Origin of the sequence: Oerskovia sp. NPDC056781, assembly GCF_042789955.1 — a bacterium.
GTDB lineage: Bacteria > Actinomycetota > Actinomycetes > Actinomycetales > Cellulomonadaceae > Oerskovia > Oerskovia rustica.
Window position 1 is genome coordinate 31,555 of sequence record NZ_JBHUAD010000004.1, and the last position, 18,571, is coordinate 50,125.

The following is an 18,571-nucleotide window of genomic DNA, read 5'->3' on the forward strand; positions in this document are numbered from 1 at the left end:
CCGCCCGCAAGGGCTCGCTCCGCCGTGCGGCCCTCCGTGCCGCCTGCCCCTCGAACGGGAACCCATGCCTTCGATCTACTCGCCCCGCCTGTCCGTCCGCCTCGTCGCGGTCTCCACCCTCGGCCCCGAGGACGTCTCCCGCTGGAGGGAGCTCGCCGACCATGCCGCCGAGCCGAACGTGTTCTACGGGCCCGACTTCCTGGTCCCGACCGCCGCGCACTTCGACCCGGACCGTACCCTGCGCCTGGTGGTCGTCGAGTCGGACGGCTCGTGGCTCGCGCTCATGCCCTACGAGATGGTCCCGGCGAACCGCCGCTGGCCGCACCGGCACGCGTCGAACGACGGACCGATCCTCAACCAGTTCACCTCGCTCGGCGTCCCGCTCCTGCGAGCGGACGACACCCGGCGCGCCGCGACCGGCCTCGTGCGGGCGTTCCGGCGGTTCTCGCACGAGCTCGGCGGGAGCATCGAGATGGCGTTCGTCTCGGGCGACGGCCCGGGCGGTGCCGCGCTCCAGCGGGCCTTCGCGGACGAGGGCTCGACGCTCCACGTCTGGGGCGGCGACGAACGCGCTGCGGTGCGCTTCGCCGACGTCGAGTCACCGGGGAGCTTCGGCTATCTCCCGAGGTCGCGCGCCAAGGCCGTCCGCCGTCGGGCCCGCCGCCTCACGGAGGCTGCGGGCGTCCCGGCCGAGCTCGACACGCTGACGCTCGACGTCGTCGAGGACCCGGCCGAGTTCTTACGGTTCGAGCTCGAGACCTGGAAGGCGGACCCCGACCGCAACGGGGTCGGCTTCTCCCGGCTGCGCGAGGGACCCGAGTGGTTCGTGGACGTCTTCCGGGCGCACGCCGCTGCGGGGCGCGCGACCCTCCTGGCCCTGCGGCCCGCGGGCGAGACCCTCTACATGGCCGCGTTCCTGCGCTCCGGAGGCACCCTTTTCGCCTGGTACGACGAGTACGCCGAGAAGTGGGCGCAGCACGCGCCCGGGGTGCTCGGTCGCCTGCTCACCGTCAAGCGGTTCGCCGCCCAGGGCGACCTCGACCTGCTCGACTCGTGCATGCACCCGTCGCTGTACCCCGACCAGAACGAGCTCTACCCGTCGCGGCTGCGCACGGTGTCCTTCACGGCCGCCCTCGGCCGCTGGCCGGGGCAGCTGCTGCTCCGGGAGATCGTGGCCCTGGGCCAGGGCCGACGGGTGATCGCGAGCCGGGTCCGCGCGGCCCGGGACGAGCGTCGTTCCCGGGCCGAGCGTCCCCCGACCCGGGACGTCAGGCAGGCGGCGGAGTCTGCGTCCTGAGCGTGGCGACCTCGGCCGCGCTCAGCGCGCGGTCGTAGAGCCGCACGCCGTCGACGGCCCCCTTGAGCGGGAGCGTGCCGCCGGGCTGCCCGCCCAGGAGGAGCGGGAGCGTGTTGACCCCGACCGACGCGGGGCCCGCGACGTTCCCCTGCTCGACACCGTCGACGTACAGGCGCATGCGCTGCCCGTCGTAGGTGCCCACGAGGTGCACCCACGTGGTGCCGTCGGACGGGTAGGTCGACGTGGCGTTGACGCGGAACGTGTCGCCCGACGTCGCCTGGTTGAGCCGCAGGAACGCCTTGCCCGCGCTCGACAGGCCGAGCTCGAACCCGTCGGTCGCGCTCGGTGCGGCCTTCTTGACGACGTACTGCGTCGCGACCTGCTCGGGCCGCACCCAGGCGGCGACCGTCAGGGCCGTCGAGACGTCGAGAGCATTCGCGTCGGGGATCGTGACCTTGCCCGTCGCGCCGTCGAACCGCACGGCGGACCGGCCATCGGCCGAGACCCACGTCGTCCCGCCGGAGAGGACGCCGGCGTTGCCCCAGCCCGACGAGTCGGCCGCGGCGAGGCCGGTGCCTTCGTCGAGGTCCCAGGCGCCGCGGAGACCGCCGGCGGGCGCGACCTGGACGGTCGCCGTCGCGACGTTCGACCAGAGCCCGTTCGCGCCCACGCGGAACGTGAAGCTCGTCGTCCCGACGAAGCCCGCGGCGGGCGTGTAGGTGAAGGCACCCGTGGCGGGGTTCGTCACCGTCACCGTGCCCGACGACGGAGCGGCCACCACCTCGAACGTCAACGTCCCCCCGCTCGGTGAGCTGCCCGCGAGCGTGCCCGTGACGGGCGTCCCGCTCACGGTCGACGCGGCCACGTCCTGCGCGACGGGCGGGGAGGCCGGAGGCTGGACGGCCTGGCGGAGCGCGGCGACCTCCGCCCCGGACAGTGCCCGGTCGTACAGCCGGACCTGGTCGACAGCGCCCTGGAAGGGGTACAGGCCGTCGGGCTGCGCGCCGATCGTCAGCGGGAGCGTATTGACCCCGACCGACGCCGGGCCGGCGACGTTCCCCTGCTCGACGCCGTCGACGTAGATCCGCAGGCGCTGCCCGTCGTACGTCCCGGCGAGGTGCACCCACGTGCTCCCGTTCGTCGGGAGCACCGAGGGGGCGTTGACCCGGAACGTGTCCCCCGACGTCTTTTGGTTGACCCGCAGGAACGGCTTCCCCGCGCTCGAGATGCCCAGCTCGTAGCCGTCGGCAGACCCCGACACCGCCTTCTTCACCACGTACTGCGTCGCGTGGCGCTCGGGGCGCACCCACGCCGACACCGTCAGCGCCGACGACACGTCCAACCCGTCAGCGTCCGGCACGGACACCTTGCCCGTCGACCCGTCGAGGCGCACGGCCTTGCCGTCGACCCCGGTCACCCAGGTGGTGCCACCCGACAGGGTGCCGTTCTGACCCCAGCCCGACGAGTCGGCGGTCGTGGTCCCGGCCCCCTCGTCGAGGCCCCACAGGCCGCGGATCCCCGCGACCGCGGTCACGCGCACGGTCTGCGTCGCGACGTTCGACCACGTCGTGCCCGCCTTGACCCGGAACGTGAAGCTCGTCGTCCCGACGAAGCCCGCGGCGGGCGTGTACGTGAACGCCCCCGTCGCAGGGTTCGTCAAGGCCACCGTGCCCGACGACGGAGCGGCCACCACCTCGAACGTCAGCGCACCGCCGCCCGGCGAGCTGCCCGCGAGCGTGCCCGTGACCGCGGTGCCGGTCGTCGTGGTGGAGGCCCCGTCGGTCGCGACCGGGGTCGTGGGCACGGGGCCGCCGCCCTGGACGAGCTCGGCGACCTGGGCCGCGGTGAGCGCCCGGTCGGACAGGCGCACCGAGTCGACAGCGCCCTGGAAGGGGTACAGGCCGTCGGGCTGCGCGCCGATCGTCAGCGGCAGCGTGTTCACGCCCACCGACGAGGGACCGGCGGTCGACCCCTGCTCGACGCCGTCGACGTAGATCCGCAGGCGCTGCCCGTCGTACGTCCCGGCGAGGTGCACCCACGTGCTCCCGTTCGTCGGGAGCACCGAGGGGGCGTTGACCCGGAACGTGTCCCCCGACGTCTTTTGGTTGACCCGCAGGAACGGCTTCCCCGCGCTCGAGATGCCCAGCTCGTAGCCGTCGGCAGACCCCGACACCGCCTTCTTCACCACGTACTGCGTCGCCGTCCGCTCCGGACGCACCCACGCCGACACCGTCAGCGCCGACGACACGTCCAACCCGTCAGCGTCCGGCACGGACACCTTGCCCGTCGACCCGTCGAGGCGCACGGCCTTGCCCGCCTTGCCCGTGACCCAGCTCGTCCCCCCGGTCAGCGTGCCCTGGAACCCCCAGCCCGAGGAGTCGGCCGTGAGCACGCCCGCGCCCTCGTCGAGCTCCCACGTGCCCCGGGCCCCGGCCACCTCCGTGACCCGTACGCTCTGGGTCGCGACGTTCGACCACGTCGTGCCCGCCTTGACCCGGAACGTGAAGCTCGTCGCCCCCACGAAGCCCGCAGCGGGCGTGTAGGTGAACGCCCCCGTGGCCGGGTTCGTCACCGTCACCGCGCCCGACGACGGAGCGGCCACCACCTCGAACGTCAGCGCCCCGCCCACGGGAGACGATCCCTTGAGGGTCCCGGTCGCGGCGACCCCGACGGACGTCGCGGTGAGGCCTGCCGTGGCGACGGGCCCGCGCGGGTCGATCCACGCCAGCCGAGCCGTGCCCGCGGTCGAGCTCGAGGCCGCCATGACGAGCGTCGCGCCCGGCACGTTCTGCTTGGCGCCCGTGACGTTGTTGTACGTCCCGTCGAGCACGGTCGTGGCGTTCTGGGCGAAGCTGATCGACGCGAGCGGCGTCACCTTCTCGATGATGTCGTCGAGGACCTCGCTGTGCGTGTAGACGACGCGCAGGAGGCCCGTGACCTCGTCGATCTCGACGATCGGGCGCGTGCCCAGCCGGTCGACCTCGTAGATCGGGTCCCACGTGCCGTTCGGCCGGCGGACGAGGAGTCCGATCACCGTGGCTCCCTGGGAGTCGTACGACGTCTTGACCGCGGCGTAGAGGGTGCCGTCGGACGCGACCGCGACGTTCATGTGGTCGTCGGCCATGCCGTCGCCGAGGTTCAGCGCCGAGGACTGCGCGGGCTTCTCGTCGGCCGTCCACGTCGCGGGAGCGGCACCGTCGACGTGCGTGCGGAAGCCGAAACGCTCGGTGCTCTGGTTGGACCAGAGCACCCCGATCTTCCCGCCAGGCATCGCCGTGACCATGCCGATGTCGTCGTCCAGGACGCCCGATGCCACCGTGACGGGGGCCGAGAACGAGGTGTACGGGGAGTCGGCGTAGCGCGCCTGGATGCTCGTGCTCGTGTCGGAGACCAACCACAACCGGCCCGTCGTGTCGACGTCGATCGTGCCCGTCTCGCTGCCCGGCAGCGAGACCGCGGTCGCGGTCTGGCGCTGGGACCACGGCTGGTAGGAGTTCGAGGAGGCGACGTACTCGACCGAGACGAGCGACGTCGTCGGGCCGTGGAGCAGGACGTGCGCGACGTCGCCCACGACCTTGACGTCCGCGCGCACGTCGGTGCGGTCCGAGATCCGCACGACGTTCGTCCAGGTCCCTGCGGTCTGGTCGTAGCGCCAGACCCACGTCCCCGCAGGAGCCGTGCTCGTCGACGCGAGCGCGGCCCACCACGTGTCGTGCGCGAACCACAGCTTGGACTGCGGCTTCTCCCCCGTGTTGCCGCTCAGCGGGACCGCCGTCGTCGTGAGGGCGTTCTCGGCGGACAGGGCGCTCGGGCCGCTCGGCGCCGCGTCGAGCGACGGGGCCGGCTCCTGCCAGGCCAGCGTCACGAGGCCCGGCTCGCCGGCCTTGGTGCCGACCTCGACGAGGTACTCCTCGCCCTCGACCGCGTCGAACGTCACCCGGGACGTCGAGACGTCGCCGTCGTCGTCGTTGGTCGCGACCACGGTCTTCGGTGCCGACGCCCGACGCACCGCGACCGTCGTGTCGAGCTCGCTGCCGCTCGTCGAGAAGCTGATGGGGCCCGACGCCGGGGCGGTCCACCGCCACCAGAGCGACTTCGCCACCGTCGACGGCGTCTCGGGGCCCGCGCCGTCGGCTGAGAAGTTGGGTGCGACGTCCTGCCCGACCATGCCGCCGACGGCGCGGCTCTCCGACCGGCTGTCGCCCTGTACCGCGGTGACCGGGACGGGCGTGGGCGCCGACGCGGAAGCTGGCCCCACGTCCCCGGTGACGACCGAACCGGCCGTGGCGAGGACGAGCCCGGCCACCACGAGGGGCGCCACGACGCGCGCGATCCTGCGGCGGGCGTTCGTCGGTCGACGGGGCGGGCCGTCGGGGCGAGCCGTCATGATCGATCCTGTCCGGAGTCACTGGTGGTGGATCCGTACGCGGCGAGCGACGGCTCGCGACGTACCCCCGGAGCGGCCACCACGTCCCATCGAACCATCGGCGCGGAATCCTGCGGAAGGTCGACGGCCAAAGTTCACCCGGGCGAGAGCCCCCTCCCAGCGCGTCGCAGCCCGGCGCCACGCACGAGGTGTGCGTTACTGTCGCGCCATGAACCGTCCCGGCAGCGACCTCGCCCCTGCGCGGACCGAGCCCCCTGCCCGGACGCCCGTCTCCTCGTACGACCCCGCGGACCTGACCTACCGCTGGTCACCCGAGGTCGGCGCGTTCGCCCACCAGTACGACCGCGACCTCCAGCTCCTGGTCGTGTGGTCCGGGGGCCGGGCGCACGAGACCGAGATCCTCGAGCGCGTCGCGGCCGACTTCACGATCCTCGCGCAGGTCGAGGTCCGGTGGAGCGCCGAGAAGATGGTCAACGACTTCGAGCGGCTCTACGGGCAGACCCTGTGGGGCACGTCCCCCAAGCACGAGGAGGTGGGCGACGGCCCGTTCCTCCTGCTGATACTGGAGGACCACGCCCCGGCCTACTCCTACCGGCAGAACGTCACGGGCTACGTCGAGCTCACCAACGTCAACGTCGCACGCGTCAAGGCCGCGGCCCGCGCGCTCACGGGTGGGTACCGCATCCACTCGAGCAACAACATCCGCGAGTTCTTCCGCGACGCGACGCTCGTCCTGGGTCCCGAGCGCCTGCGCGAGATCATCGCGCAGGAGCGTCCGGCCGAGGGGACGTCCGTGCTCGCGGAGGACGTCGTGGGCAGCCGCGGGTGGCACAGCCTCGACCAGGTGTTCCGCACCCTGCGCTGGACCTCCCGGTACGTCGTGCTGCGCAACTTCGACGAGCTCCCCGGAGCCCTCGAGGACGACCACGAGATCGACGTGCTGTGCGACGACCAGACGGACCTCGCGGCCGTCCTCAACGCGACCGAGGTGTACCCGGGGCCCGAGGGTGCGCAGTTCCGGACCCTCGTCGGGGGCGAGGAGGTCTTCTTCGACACCCGGTACGTGGGTGACGGCTACCTCGACACCGAGTGGCAGCGCGAGATCCTCGCGCGCCGCGAGTGGCGGGACGACCTGGTCGCGGTGCCCCGGCACGACGACCACCTCTTCTCGCTGCTCTACCACGCCAAGGTGCAGAAGCCGGCCGTCAAGCCTGCCTACGTCGGGCGGCTCACGCAGCTCGCCCTCGACGTCGGGCTGCCCGAGCAGGTCGCCCGCACCCTGACGCAGGACGAGGTCGCGGCCTCCCAGCTCGACGGATACCTCGCGGGGCACGGGTTCACGGTGCCGCTGCCCGTCGATCCCGCGGTGCACCGCAACGCCGAGTTCCTCGCGCTCTTCCGGCTCACGCCGATGGCCGACCCGCCGCTCAAGGTCGCGACCGCCGAGCTGTGGCAGTCCGCGAAGCGCAGCCCCGTGGCCCGAGCCCTGGGCAGGTCCCGCGTGGTGCGTGGCGCCTACCACCGCCTGCGTTCCGCCGTCCACGCGCTCAAGGACCGCCGGGCCTGACGGGGCGTCGCGCACGCCGCGGTCGGCGTCGGGCACGCCGCGGTCGGCGTCCGGCACGCGACCGGCGCGGACCGTCGACGCCGACGCCCCGCTCGCCCGTGCCGATTTCGCCCGCTCCCGCGACGTCCTGCCATGGACCCGCCGCGGCGCACACCGCTACCGTTGCCGGATCGATCGTGGGGGTCCGCGACCGCACACCACCAGTCGAGGAGTCGTCATGAGCATGCCTGCCGTCCAGGCGGAGGGGCCGCCCCGCTCGCTGGTCCGCAGGGTCGTGGACCGGGCGCGGATGGTCTACATCTTCGGCAGCCCCGTCGGCGCGACCTTCGTCAAGGCCACCGACCGCTCGGTGACCGTCTACACCACGACCGGCGGACGGCCCACCGTCTCGAAGTACTTCGCCCGCACCCGGGTCGGCAAGGACGCGTTCCTCGCCGAGAAGGCCACGGGAGACCTCTTCGGCGACCGACCGTGGCGCATGCCCGTGGTCCGGTGGCACCGCCGCGGGTTCACGGTCCCCCGACTGCCTGACGACTCCCGGCTCGACGTCGCCGGGCAGCAGCTCTCGCGGGAGGAGCGCGTCGAGATGGGGGCGTGGACCCTGGACGTCCTGCTCGAGATCTACCTCACGGGCAACCTGCACGGCGACCTGCAGCCGCACAACATCTGGATGCTCGACGGCAGGCCCGTCGTGACCGACTTCGAGACGTTCGGGCCACGGACGCCGGGCATCCCGTTCCTCGACTCGGGGGACATCACGGGCAACGACCCGCGACCGCGAGACCGGAGCCTGGACCCGGCGTTCGACCCCGAGGACGACTGGTCCTTCCACCACATGCTCGGCGTGAGCCTCCAGGACGCGGTCGACACCCTCCGGCCCCGGCTCGTCGCCGCGAGCGCCGGCGACCCCGCGGCCCGCGCGAGGCTCGAGGCGCTCGACGGGGTCCGTACCTAGACGGGACGCGCACGCGCCCGCCCTGCCTCACCCGTAGCATCTGCACCATCCCGCCCGGCCCGTCCGGCGCGGTCCCCGTCCCGGACGACCAGAGAGGGTCAGCCGATGTCCGAGTCCCTGCCCGGCGGATCCCGCACCACGGCCCGTCGCGCCCCCCGCGGGATCGTGGTCCGTCGCCGCGACATCGAGAGCAGGCCCGCGCCCGTGGGGGGCGGGTTCGCGCAGGTCGCGTACACGCGCCTCCCGCTCCCCCGCGCGCTGACCCGCGCGCTCGGCACGTTCTGCGTCAACACGTCGGACCGGGTCGTGTCGATCACGTACGACGACGGCCCGCACCCCGAGCACACGCCTCGCCTGCTCGACCTGCTCGCCGCGCGCGGCGAGACCGCGACGTTCTTCGCGCTCGCCCGGCAGGTCCGGGCGCACCCGGAGATCGCCCGCCGCATCCTCGCCGAGGGCCACGAGCTCGCGCTCCACGGGCAGGACCACCGGTCGCTGCTGACGATGGGGGACGGCGAGGCGGTCCGGTACGTGCGGGACGCGAAGGACGAGGTCGAGTCGATCGTCTCCGCACCGCTCGTCTCGTTCCGGCCTCCGTACGGCGCGCACACGGTCCGTCAGGCGTACGGCATCGCGGGGCTGGGCATGGACGTGCTCATCTGGTCGGGCGACGCGTTCGACTGGGTCGACGACGAGGAGGAGCGGATCGCCGACCGTGCCCTGTCGACGATCTTCCCCGGGAGCATGCTCCTGCTCCACGACGACCGGGGCGACCCGGAGACGCTCGCGGCCGACGAGGTGTTCCCGGCCTTCGACCGCGCCCGGGTCCTGGACCTGCTGCTCGACCGTCTCGCGGCCGACGGCTACCGGACCGTGACCGCCCACGACCTGGTGACGACCTACCAGCCCGTCATGAGCATGGCCCGCGAGAGGATGCGTCAGACATGAGCACACCCACCGGCGCGCAGGCCCGCCCGGAGCTCTCGGTGATCATCCCGGCGTACGACGCGGAGGCGACCCTCGGGGTCCAGCTCGGCGCGCTGCTCGCGCAGCGTCCCGCGTGGCCCTGGGAGGTGATCGTGAGCGACAACGGGTCGAGCGACGGGACCCGTCGGCTCGTCCAGGAGTGGACCGGTCGCATGCCCGAGCTCCGGCTCGTCGACGCCTCGGCCCGTCGCGGGCCCAGCGCGGCCCGCAACATCGCGGTCGCGCAGGCGAGGTCGCAGGCCCTGGCGTTCTGCGACGCCGACGACATGGTCGCGGACGGCTGGGTCGAGGCGATGCACCGCGCCCTGGCCGAGCACGAGTTCGTCGCGGGCCCGTTCGAGGGTGCGCGGCTGAACGCCGACCTGACGTCGTCGGTCACGTGGACGGCCCAGACGGACCGGTTGACGGTCAAGCCCGGGCTGGAGCAGTTCGTCACGGCGGGCTCGGGCAACATGGGCGTGCGCACGGCGGTCTTCGACGAGGTCGGGGGCTTCTACGAGGGGGCCCGGACCGCGGAGGACGACGACTTCTGCATCCGGGTCCAGCTCGCGGGGCACGACCTGGTGTTCGATCCGGACATCGTGCTGCACGTCCGGCGCCGCGACGGTCTGCGGAACATCGCCCGGCAGTCCTTCGCGTACGGCGCGGGCGAGCGCTGGCTGAGCCACCGGTACGCGCTGCTGTACGCGCAGGCCCCGCGCACGACGGGCGACGACGAGCCGACGGGCGTGCGGGCGGACTCCGCGCCGGTGGCGGACGAGCAGCCCGCGGGCGTCCCGGGCCGCCTCGCGAGGCTCGCGCGGCGCGGCCGGGCGTTCGCCGTCCGTGGTGGTTCGTTCGTCCGGAAGGCGTTCCGCAAGGCTTCCACCATCCGGCGCCCGGGAGACCTCTCCGACCTGGTGTGGCGGCTGAGCTGGAGCGCCGGGTGGACGTTCGGGCGGGTTCCGGCGGCTCCGCCGATCGTCCCTCCGCCGAGCTGGCGGCAGGACGCGTCCTAGTCCTTCGTCTCGCCGGCGGCGGCGCCCGTCGCTCTGCCTGTCGTCCCGCCCGTCACCCTGCCGACGAGCCGTCGCCCCCGCTCGCGGGCCCAGTCAAGGGGCACGAGCGGTGCGAACCGCGCAGCCCAGGCGACGTGCCCGAACGCGGCGCGGACCCGACGCTCGGAGAGGTCGGCCCGCGCGGCCCGGGCGGCGCTCCACGCGGCGAAGCGGTCGTTGGCGCGCAGCCGGTCACGGTAGGCCGGGTCGAGATCGGCATGGCCGGCCCGGCGCGCACTGCCGGTCCGGCGAGCGACGCGGGCCTGCGAGCGCCGCTCGCGCAGGATCACCCGGATTCCCGCGGCGAGGTCGCGGTAGGCCCGCGTCGTGTTGCCGGGGTGGTACCGGTAGTCGACGAGGACCTCGTCGACGAAGACGAACGGCCCGAGCGTCGCGGCCGCGAGGACCAGGTCGAGGTCCTCGCCCTGCCGGTACGCGGGGTCGAAGCCGCCCACGGCGTCGAAGGCGCCGCGGCGGATCACGAGGTTGGGCAGCATGATCCCCGTCAGGCCGCGGACCACGTCCCGTGCGTCGCGGGCCGGGCGCTGGTCGGCGGCCACGAGCTCCTCGCCCGCCGGGTCGACCGTACGCATCGCGCAGTAGGAGATCACGGCGTCGGGTCGGGCGGACAGCGCGTCGACCGCGAGGCGCAGCCGGTCGGGGTGCCATCGGTCGTCGTCGTCGAGGAACGCGAGCAGTTCGCCGCGGGTGTGCCGGACGCCCGTGTTGCGCGCGGCAGAGACGCCCGACGGGTCGAGACGTAGGACCGTCCCGACACCCGCCTGCTCGACGAGGCCGCGGATCACGGCCGGGTCGGGCGACCCGTCGTCGACCACGACGAGCTCGACGTGCGGGTAGGTCTGGGCCGCGACCGAGGACAGCGCCTCGGCCAGGAACGGCCCGCCCCGGTTGGTGGCGACGACGACGCTCACGAGCGGTTCGGCCACGGTCGCGCCCGCGGCGTCAGGACCTCGGTCGGGCACGGCGCTCCTCGGTTCGGTCGGGGTGAATTCGGTGAGATCGCAGGGGCGGGGACCCCTCGCTGGTGGACAATCTCCCACATGAGGATCCTCCGCGTCTCGCACAGCGCCGTGGTCGACGCGTGGCGAGAGCGGGAGCGCGAGCTCCGGGCGACCGGGCTCGACGTCGGGCTCCTGTCGGCGCGGGAGTGGGACGAGGGCGGCACGACGGTCCCGCTGACGCCCCGGGCGGGCGAACCCGTCGAGGGCGTCCGGACGTTCGGCTCGCACCCCGCGCTGTTCGTCTACGCCCCGGGCCCGCTCTGGCGCGCCCTGGGCCAGGAGTGGGACGTCCTGGACCTGCACGAGGAGCCGTTCGCGCTCGCGACGGCGGAGATCCTGTCCCTGCGACGGCTCCGCGCCCTCCTCCCGGGACGTCGCCACCGCCCGGCGCCCCCCTACGTCCTGTACTCGGCGCAGAACATCCCCAAGCGCTACCCCTGGCCGTTCCGTGCCTTCGAGGCTGCGGCCCTGCGCGGCGCGGCCGCGGTGTCGGTGTGCAACGAGGCCGCGGCGCGCATCGTCCGCGACAAGGGCGCCCGGGGGGCGGTCGAGGTGGTCCCGTTGGGCGTGGACCTGTCGGTCTTCTCCCCGGGCGAGGCCGTCTCCCCCGGCCTGTCCGCCCTCCTGCCCGACGGCGTCGCACCCGCTCCTGGTCCGGGTCGCCCCGCGACGGGGCCGGCCGGGGAGCCGGTGCACGTCGGCTACGCGGGGCGCCTCGCCCCGCACAAGGGCGGCGACGTCCTGCTCGCAGCGGCCCGGGACGACGACCGCCTGCACGTGACGCTCGCGGGCGACGGCCCGTCGGCCCGCATGCTCCGCGACCGGGCGCGGCCGCTGGGCGACCGGGTCCGGTTCGTCGGACCGCTCGCGGGCGACGACCTGGTCGCGTTCTACCGTTCGCTCGACGTCCTGGCCGTCCCGTCCCTCGACACCCCCGGCTGGATCGAGCAGTTCGGTCGGGTCGCGGTCGAGGCCATGGCGTGCGGCACGCCCGTGGTGGCGAGCGACTCGGGCGCTCTGCCCGACGTCGTGGGCGGCGCGGGCCTGCTCGTCCCACCCGGTGACGCCGGGGCGTTGCGCGAGGCGCTCGTCCGGGTCGCCGACGAGCCCGGCCTGGCCGAGACGCTCCGCGCGCGGGGCCTGGCGCGCGCCGCGTCGTGCTCGTGGCCCGAGGTCGCCCGACGTTACCTCGCCCTCTACCAGCACGCGACGGCGCACCCCGCGCCCGCGTCCCCCGCCGGGTTCCCAACCCGTGCGGACGGCGAGCACACCCCGGGAACCGGTGCTCCGCCGTCGGGCGGCGGGCGGATGCCGCCCGAGGTGGTCCTCGTCGCGTACGGCTCCCCCGACCTGGTGCGCGACGCGCTGGCCCCCCTCGTCGGCAAGCTCCCGCTGACCGTCGTGGACAACTCGTCCCTGCCGCAGATCCGGGAGGTCGCCGAGCTCGCGGGCGCCCGCTACCTCGATCCCGGGCGCAACGGCGGCTTCGCCGCGGGCGTCAACCACGCGCTGCACCACCGCCAGACCCCCGGGTCGGACGTCCTCCTGCTCAACCCGGACGCCGTCGTGAGCCCCGAGGACGTCCTGACCCTCCAGGCCCGGCTCCACGAGGCGCCGGACCTCGCGAGCGTCGGCCCGGCGCAGGTGGACGGCGACGGCGAGACCGCACGCGTCGTCTGGCCCTATCCGTCCCCGGCCGGGACCTGGATCGAGGCCGTGGGCCTCGGCTCGCTGCGCCGCGCCACCGCCGACCGGTCCTTCGTCATCGGGTCCGTGCTGATGCTCCGTGCCGACGCGCTCGAGCAGGTCGGGCCGTTCGACGAGAACTTCTTCCTCTACGCCGAGGAGACCGACTGGGCCTACCGGGCGACACTCCTGGGCAGGCGCCACCTGGCCGTGCCCGAGGTGCAGGCGCTGCACCTCGGCGGAGCCACGAGCGGTGACCCGACCCGCCGCGAGACGCACTTCCACGCGTCCCAGGAACGGTACCTGCGCAAGCACTTCGGCGCGGCGGGCTGGCACGTGGCACGCGCCGGGGTCCTCGCGGGCTCCGCCGCGCGAGCCGTCGCGCTCCGGGGCACCGGACGCGACCTGGCCCTGCTCCGGCTCCGGCTGTACGCGCGCGGCCCCCTGTCCGCCGAGGCGGAGATGCTCGCCCGCCTCGCGACCACGGGCCCCACGACGTGATCCGCCGGTCCCTCGCCTGGGCCGCGGGATCGGTCGCGGTCGCGGTGGTCCTGGTCGGGATCGGCCTCCTGGTGCCCGAGTACACCGCGATCTCGGTCGCGGTCGCCGCGCTGGTCCTCGTCGTCGGGATGACGATCTACGAGCCGGCCGCCATGCCGATCCTCGCGATGCCCGCGATGGTGATCGTCCAGCGCGTCGGCGGCGACGCCGTCAACCTCTCGTTGAGCGACTTCGCGCTCTTCGGGGCGTTCTGGTTCGCGCTCTTCTTCACGCAGCGGCCCCTCTCGCGCCCCATGCGCTCGCTCCTGTGGCTCTCGGCGTTCTACCAGGTCGCCACGCTCTTCACCGTCATCGCCAACCCGTACACCGCGAACACCGTCGAGTGGTTCCACGCCTGGCTCTCCGTCGGCGGCGCACTGCTCGTCGGGTGGGCCGTGGGCCGGGCGGGGCGCGCGCGGCTCGGCCTGACGCTGTTCATGATCCCGTGCCTGATCATCGCGGCCCTGACGTGCTTCACGGCCCTGCAGCAGCTCGCGGCCGGCGACACGGGACCGGTGTACCTCCAGATCCCGTTCCCGATGCACAAGAACTTCGTCGGGTGCGTCCTGGGGAGCGCGGCCCTGCTCGCCTACGCCCGCCCCTGGTGGGTGGGGTGGCCCAAGGCGTTCACGTACCCCGCGTTCTGGCTCTTCGGCCTCGCGATCCTCGCGTCGCAGTCGCGCCAGGCACTGATCGGTCTCGCGATCGGCGTCGTCCTCATCACCCTGCGCGCGGACCCCGACCGCAAGCGGTCCAAGCTCATCCTGCTCGCCGCGATCCCCGCGGTGTACTTCGTGTGGGCCGCGGTCCAGGAGCAGCTCGCGACCAACGACCAGTTCAACTCGGCCTACCAGCGGCTCACCTGGTACGAGCAGGCCATCGACGTCTGGGAACGCAGCCCGTGGGTCGGCGTCGGGCTGCGCTGGTGGGTCGCGAACCGCACCGAGTACACCTTCCAGCCGCCCAACGCCGAGCTCGAGGTGCTCACGTCGGCCGGGATCGTCGGGCTCGTCGCGTTCATCGTGCTGTTCTTCGGCTCGCTCGTCGTGCTGTGGCGCCTCAACCCGCGCTTCGGGACGCTCGCGTTCTCGGTGCTCCTCATGCGCTTCATCCAGGGACAGTTCGACCTCTTCTGGGTCTCGGTCCAGGTGTCCGTGCCGTTCCTCATCGTGGGAGTCTGCGTGGGCGCCGACGCCTACGCCGAGTCCCGGCGCGCCGCGCGCGAGGAGACCGGCGACACGCTGCCCGTGGACGACCTCCGGTCGGTCGAGGAGATGATCGACGCCACGGGTCCCTCGAAGCACCTGGTGCTCACCCCCTCCGCGATCCCCGCCCCCCAGCCCGAGCCCGCAGGCCGCCACCGGAAGGACCCCACCCCGTGAGAGTGCTCCACGTCGTGCACTCCGACGCCTTCGCGGGCGTCGAACGGCACGTCGCCCGGCTGGCGCGCGCACAGTCCGCGCACGGTGACCAGGTGGTCGTCGTCGGCGGCGACGTGCCCCGCATGCGGGCCACCGTCGACGACCCGACCGTGCGGGTCCTGCCCGCGGGCTCGCTCGCGCAGGTCGTGCGCACGATCCGCACGACCGCGACGGGCGCCGACGTCCTGCACGCGCACATGACGTCGGCCGAGATCGCGACCTCGCTCGCGGGCGCGACGCTCCGGGGCATGCCGCCCGTCGTCGCCACGCGCCACTTCGCACGGACCCGGGGCAGCGGGCCCGCCGCCGGGCTGACCGCCACGGTCGCCCGCCGGCCGGTGCGCGCGCAGATCTCCATCAGCCGGTACGTCGCCGACCACGTCGACGGCGCGAGCGTCGTCGTCCACCCCGGGATCGACGACCGCCCCACCTCCCCGCCCGCGGCCGGGCGCGACCGGGCCGTCCTGCTCGTCCAGCGCCTCGAACCCGAGAAGCGGACCGACCTGGGCGTGCTCGCCTTCGCCGCGTCCCGCCTGCACGACGACGGCTGGCAGCTCCTCGTCGCGGGCGACGGCTCGCAGCGTGCAGACCTCGAGGCCCTCGTCGCCCGCGAGGGGCTCGCCGGTCACGTCCGGTTCCTCGGCGCCCGGTCCGACGTCGACGACCTCATGCAGCGCGCGGCGGTCCTCCTGGCACCCTGCCCGGTCGAGGGCCTCGGGCTCAGCGTCCTGGAAGCGATGTCCAACGCGCTGCCGGTCGTGGCCGCCGGGGCCGGCGGCCACCTGGAGACGCTCGCCGGGCTCGACCCGCTCGCCCTCTACCCGTCGACCGACGTCGACCGCGCCGGCGAGAACCTCGCGGCCCTGGCAGGGTCCCCGGCCCGGCGCGACGCGTTCGGCGAGGCCGCGCGCACGGTCCAGCGCACGCACTTCACGCCCGAGGCCCAGGTCCGGGGGACGGCGACCGTCTACGGCACCGTCGTCCGTCCGGGGGGCCGCCCGCACGACGAGCATCGGAGCCCCACGCCGTGATCGACCTTCCCTCTGCGGTGCACGAGCTCGTCGTCGTCTCGCTCGAGTCCTGGGACCTCGTGTGGCGACGCAACCAGTACCTCGTGACCGAGCTGCTGCGTGCCGACCCGTCGCTCGTGGTCCTGTTCGTCGAGCCCGCCGCCGACCCGCTGCACGAGGCCCGTCGCGGCTTCCGTCCGCGCGCCGGGCACGGGCTCCGTCGCGCGGACCCCGTCGAGGGCGTCGGCCCCGACCAGCTCTGGCTCTACCAGCCCACCAAGATCCTGCCGCGCCGCATCGACCCCCGGGTCGACGCCCGCCTCGCGTCGCTCGTGCGCCGCACCGCGCGCCGGGTCGGGCTCACGCGCCCCGTGCTGTGGGTCAACGACCCCGCCGCGTCGACCCTGGTCCGGGACACCGACTGGCCGTCACTGTACGACGTGACCGACGACTGGGTCGCGGCCGACCGACCGCCCGAGATCCGCCGTCGGCTCCTCGCGGACGAGGCGCACCTCCTCGAGGCGTGCGACGAGGTGACCGTGTGCTCGCCCCACCTCGCCGCGAGCAAGGGCGCGGAACGGGCCGTCACGCTCCTCACCAACGGTGTGGACGTCGATCGCTACCGGCAGCCCAGGGAACGTCCCGCAGACCTGCCCGCCGGGCCCGTGGCCCTCTACCTGGGCACCGTCCACCGCGACCGCTTCGATCTCGACCTGGTCGCCCGGACCGCCACGGCGACGGCCGAGGCGGGGACGGTCGTGGTCGTCGGGCCCGTGCTCGACCTGACGAGCCAGGAGTACGACGACCTCACGACCGCGGGCGTGCGGCTCCTCGGCGCGCGCCCCTGGACCGAGGTGCCCGCCTACCTCCAGCACGCGACCGCGCTCCTCGTCCCTCACCTGGTCGACGACTTCACGGACAGCCTCGACCCGCTCAAGCTCTACGAGTACCGGGCCGTGGGGCGACCGGTCGTCGCGACCCCGGTCGCGGGCTTCCGCGACGCCGACGACCCCCGGGTCACGGTCTCCGGGCCCGCGGACTATCCGCAGGCCGTGCGCGACGCGCTCACCGCACCGGCCGCGACCGACACCCACCAGGACGACGACATCCCCACGTGGGACGCCCAGGGTCGCGCGATGCGCGACGTCATCGAGCGGGCCTGGCGGCTCGCCGCCACACCTCGCTGACGACCTCCGCGGTGCGCGTCGCCGCGAACCGGTCCTGGGCGACGTCAGCGGCGCGGCGCGCCCTGTCCGCCGCGGCCTCCGGGTCGGCGAGCACCGCCGAGATCCCCCGGGCCAACGACTCGACGTCCCCCGGCTCGACGAGCTCGCCGAGCGGGGCCGGGTCGTCCGGCGTCCCCGCGAGGATCTCCACGACGCCCCCCGCCCGGGTCGCCACGACCGGGACCTCGCGAACCATCGCCTCGACCACGACCTGGCCGAACGGCTCGGGGACGGGAGAGGCGTGCACGCACACGGCGAAACCGTCGAGCTCTGCCGACGGGTCCGCGACGAAGCCGGCCCAGACGATGCGCTCGGCCACGCCGAGCCGCAGCGCCTCGGCGCGGACCTGCTCCGCGTACTCCTCCGCACCGAAGCTCGGCTCGCCCACGACCCGGAAGGTCGCGTCCGGGTGCTCGTCCAGCACGCGGCGCGCCGCGCGCACGAGCTCGAGCTGCCCCTTCGTCGGGCTGATCCTGCCGACCATGCCCACGACCGGCGACCGACCGGCCGGCGGACGTCCGCCCACGCGCACCTGCTCCACGGCGAACCCCGGGTACGCCACGGTCGAGGGGCCGGGGAGCGTCGACGCGGTGGCGCGGGAGTTCACGACGACCTCCGCGGGGAACCGCGTCGAGGCCCAACGGAAGGCCCTCGCGACCGGCGCCGGGAGGTAGTCGTCAGCGATCCGGTCGTGGACGTGCCAGACGAGCGCGACCCGCGCGACCCGCGCGGGAACCACGCCGAGCACGTCGGCCTTGAGCGACGTCGTGTGCACGACGTCCGGGCGCAGCGCGCGGACCCGGCGGGAGAGCCGCCACGTGAACGGGACGAGCCGCACCAGCGAGACGAGCTGGGCGAGCCCAGCCCGCCCCACCGCGCTCCGCGACGTGGACGCCGTCCCGGGGTCGAGCGGCAGGACCTCGACGACCGCACCCGCCGCACGTAGCCGGGAGACCAGCGGACCGTCGGAGAACAGCAGCACGCGCACGTCGACGCCCGGGCCGAGCACCTCGAGGAGCCGGACCAGGGCCAGCTCGGCACCGCCGAGCGCACCCGTGTGGTCGAGGACCAGGACGCGCACCGGTCGACCGGGCTGCGATCCGCCCGGGCGCCCGGGCGTCACCAACGAAACGGCAGCCTGCGCCCTGCGCCGCTACCGCCCTGCTCCGACTCGTCGTTCTTGCGGGCCGGGGCGGCCGGGGCCGTGCGGGGACGCGCCTCGCCCTGCCCCCCGGTCGTGATCTTTCCCCACTCCGGTGACAGCAGCGGTCCCTGTCGGGCGACCGCGTCCCGCCGGGACGCTGGGGTCGCCCCGGGCTCGGCGCCCCGCCCGGCGACCGCGCCGTCGGGGGCCGTGGACGCAGGGCTCTGCTCCTGCCCGACGACGGGAGGGGCGACGGGGGTCGCCGACCGGGACCGCGCCCTCGCGTCGGACG

The 18,571-nt window shown here is 74.2% G+C and carries 13 protein-coding genes; 9 read left to right on the forward strand and 4 right to left on the reverse strand.

Translation table 11 applies throughout. From position 1 onward, the window contains the following. The first annotated feature begins 64 nt into the window (after positions 1–64). Positions 65–1,297: a GNAT family N-acetyltransferase gene (locus ACFRCR_RS00925; RefSeq protein WP_377674695.1), complete on the forward strand. Its 1,233-nt coding sequence runs from the start codon at positions 65–67 to the stop codon at positions 1,295–1,297. On the opposite strand, the gene ACFRCR_RS00930 is transcribed toward ACFRCR_RS00925, so the two are convergent. Continuing rightward, positions 1,269–5,684 (reverse strand): LamG-like jellyroll fold domain-containing protein, encoded by a 4,416-nt coding sequence (locus ACFRCR_RS00930; protein WP_377674697.1) that lies wholly within the window; start codon positions 5,682–5,684, stop codon positions 1,269–1,271. The two genes, ACFRCR_RS00925 and ACFRCR_RS00930, sit on opposite strands and share 29 nt — an antisense overlap. A 208-nt stretch (positions 5,685–5,892) precedes the next feature. Between ACFRCR_RS00930 and ACFRCR_RS00935 the strand changes: the two genes are divergently transcribed. From ACFRCR_RS00935 to ACFRCR_RS00950, 4 genes are all read left to right on the forward strand, one after another. Further along, positions 5,893–7,251 carry a hypothetical protein gene (locus ACFRCR_RS00935; protein WP_377674699.1) on the forward strand — a complete coding sequence of 453 codons (1,359 nt, stop codon included), beginning with the start codon at positions 5,893–5,895 and terminating at the stop codon, positions 7,249–7,251. A gap of 217 nt (positions 7,252–7,468) precedes the next feature. Then, positions 7,469–8,206: a hypothetical protein gene (locus tag ACFRCR_RS00940; protein ID WP_377674700.1), complete on the forward strand. Its 738-nt coding sequence runs from the start codon at positions 7,469–7,471 to the stop codon at positions 8,204–8,206. 105 nt (positions 8,207–8,311) lie between these two features. Further along, a complete protein-coding gene (locus tag ACFRCR_RS00945) occupies positions 8,312–9,154 on the forward strand; it encodes a polysaccharide deacetylase family protein (protein WP_377674702.1) in 843 nt (280 codons plus the stop codon). Beyond that, a complete protein-coding gene (locus ACFRCR_RS00950) occupies positions 9,151–10,191 on the forward strand; it encodes a glycosyltransferase (RefSeq protein ID WP_377674704.1) in 1,041 nt (346 codons plus the stop codon). The genes ACFRCR_RS00945 and ACFRCR_RS00950 overlap by 4 nt, the downstream gene beginning before the upstream one ends. On the opposite strand, the gene ACFRCR_RS00955 is transcribed toward ACFRCR_RS00950, so the two are convergent. Continuing rightward, a complete protein-coding gene (locus tag ACFRCR_RS00955) occupies positions 10,188–11,213 on the reverse strand; it encodes a glycosyltransferase family 2 protein (RefSeq protein WP_377674706.1) in 1,026 nt (341 codons plus the stop codon). The genes ACFRCR_RS00950 and ACFRCR_RS00955 overlap by 4 nt on opposite strands. A gap of 78 nt (positions 11,214–11,291) precedes the next feature. On the opposite strand from ACFRCR_RS00955, the gene ACFRCR_RS00960 reads away from it, so the two are divergent. From ACFRCR_RS00960 to ACFRCR_RS00975, 4 genes are read left to right on the forward strand one after another with little or no spacing between them, the layout of a single operon-like run. Beyond that, positions 11,292–13,439 (forward strand): glycosyltransferase, encoded by a 2,148-nt coding sequence (locus ACFRCR_RS00960; RefSeq protein ID WP_377674708.1) that lies wholly within the window; start codon positions 11,292–11,294, stop codon positions 13,437–13,439. Then, entirely contained in the window at positions 13,436–14,860 is a 1,425-nt protein-coding gene (locus tag ACFRCR_RS00965; protein WP_377674710.1) for an O-antigen ligase family protein, read from the forward strand. The genes ACFRCR_RS00960 and ACFRCR_RS00965 overlap by 4 nt, the downstream gene beginning before the upstream one ends. After that, a complete protein-coding gene (locus ACFRCR_RS00970; protein WP_377674712.1) occupies positions 14,857–15,930 on the forward strand; it encodes a glycosyltransferase family 4 protein in 1,074 nt (357 codons plus the stop codon). Before ACFRCR_RS00965 ends, ACFRCR_RS00970 begins: the two co-directional genes overlap by 4 nt. Continuing rightward, a complete protein-coding gene (locus ACFRCR_RS00975; protein WP_377674714.1) occupies positions 15,927–17,096 on the forward strand; it encodes a glycosyltransferase in 1,170 nt (389 codons plus the stop codon). The genes ACFRCR_RS00970 and ACFRCR_RS00975 overlap by 4 nt, the downstream gene beginning before the upstream one ends. Here ACFRCR_RS00975 and ACFRCR_RS00980 read toward each other — a convergent pair. Continuing rightward, positions 17,056–18,216 carry a glycosyltransferase gene (locus ACFRCR_RS00980; RefSeq protein WP_377674716.1) on the reverse strand — a complete coding sequence of 387 codons (1,161 nt, stop codon included), beginning with the start codon at positions 18,214–18,216 and terminating at the stop codon, positions 17,056–17,058. The genes ACFRCR_RS00975 and ACFRCR_RS00980 overlap by 41 nt on opposite strands. A gap of 38 nt (positions 18,217–18,254) precedes the next feature. After that, positions 18,255–18,571 (reverse strand): hypothetical protein (locus tag ACFRCR_RS00985; protein ID WP_377674718.1); only part of this gene is annotated, 317 nt, incomplete at its 5' end.

Coding starts and splice junctions, on each gene's coding strand:
- ACFRCR_RS00925 (WP_377674695.1), top strand. CDS start 65: ATGCCTTCGATCTACTCGCCCCGCCTGTCCGTCCGCCTCGTCGCGGTC.
- ACFRCR_RS00930 (WP_377674697.1), bottom strand. CDS start 5,684: ATGACGGCTCGCCCCGACGGCCCGCCCCGTCGACCGACGAACGCCCGC.
- ACFRCR_RS00935 (WP_377674699.1), top strand. CDS start 5,893: ATGAACCGTCCCGGCAGCGACCTCGCCCCTGCGCGGACCGAGCCCCCT.
- ACFRCR_RS00940 (WP_377674700.1), top strand. CDS start 7,469: ATGAGCATGCCTGCCGTCCAGGCGGAGGGGCCGCCCCGCTCGCTGGTC.
- ACFRCR_RS00945 (WP_377674702.1), top strand. CDS start 8,312: ATGTCCGAGTCCCTGCCCGGCGGATCCCGCACCACGGCCCGTCGCGCC.
- ACFRCR_RS00950 (WP_377674704.1), top strand. CDS start 9,151: ATGAGCACACCCACCGGCGCGCAGGCCCGCCCGGAGCTCTCGGTGATC.
- ACFRCR_RS00960 (WP_377674708.1), top strand. CDS start 11,292: ATGAGGATCCTCCGCGTCTCGCACAGCGCCGTGGTCGACGCGTGGCGA.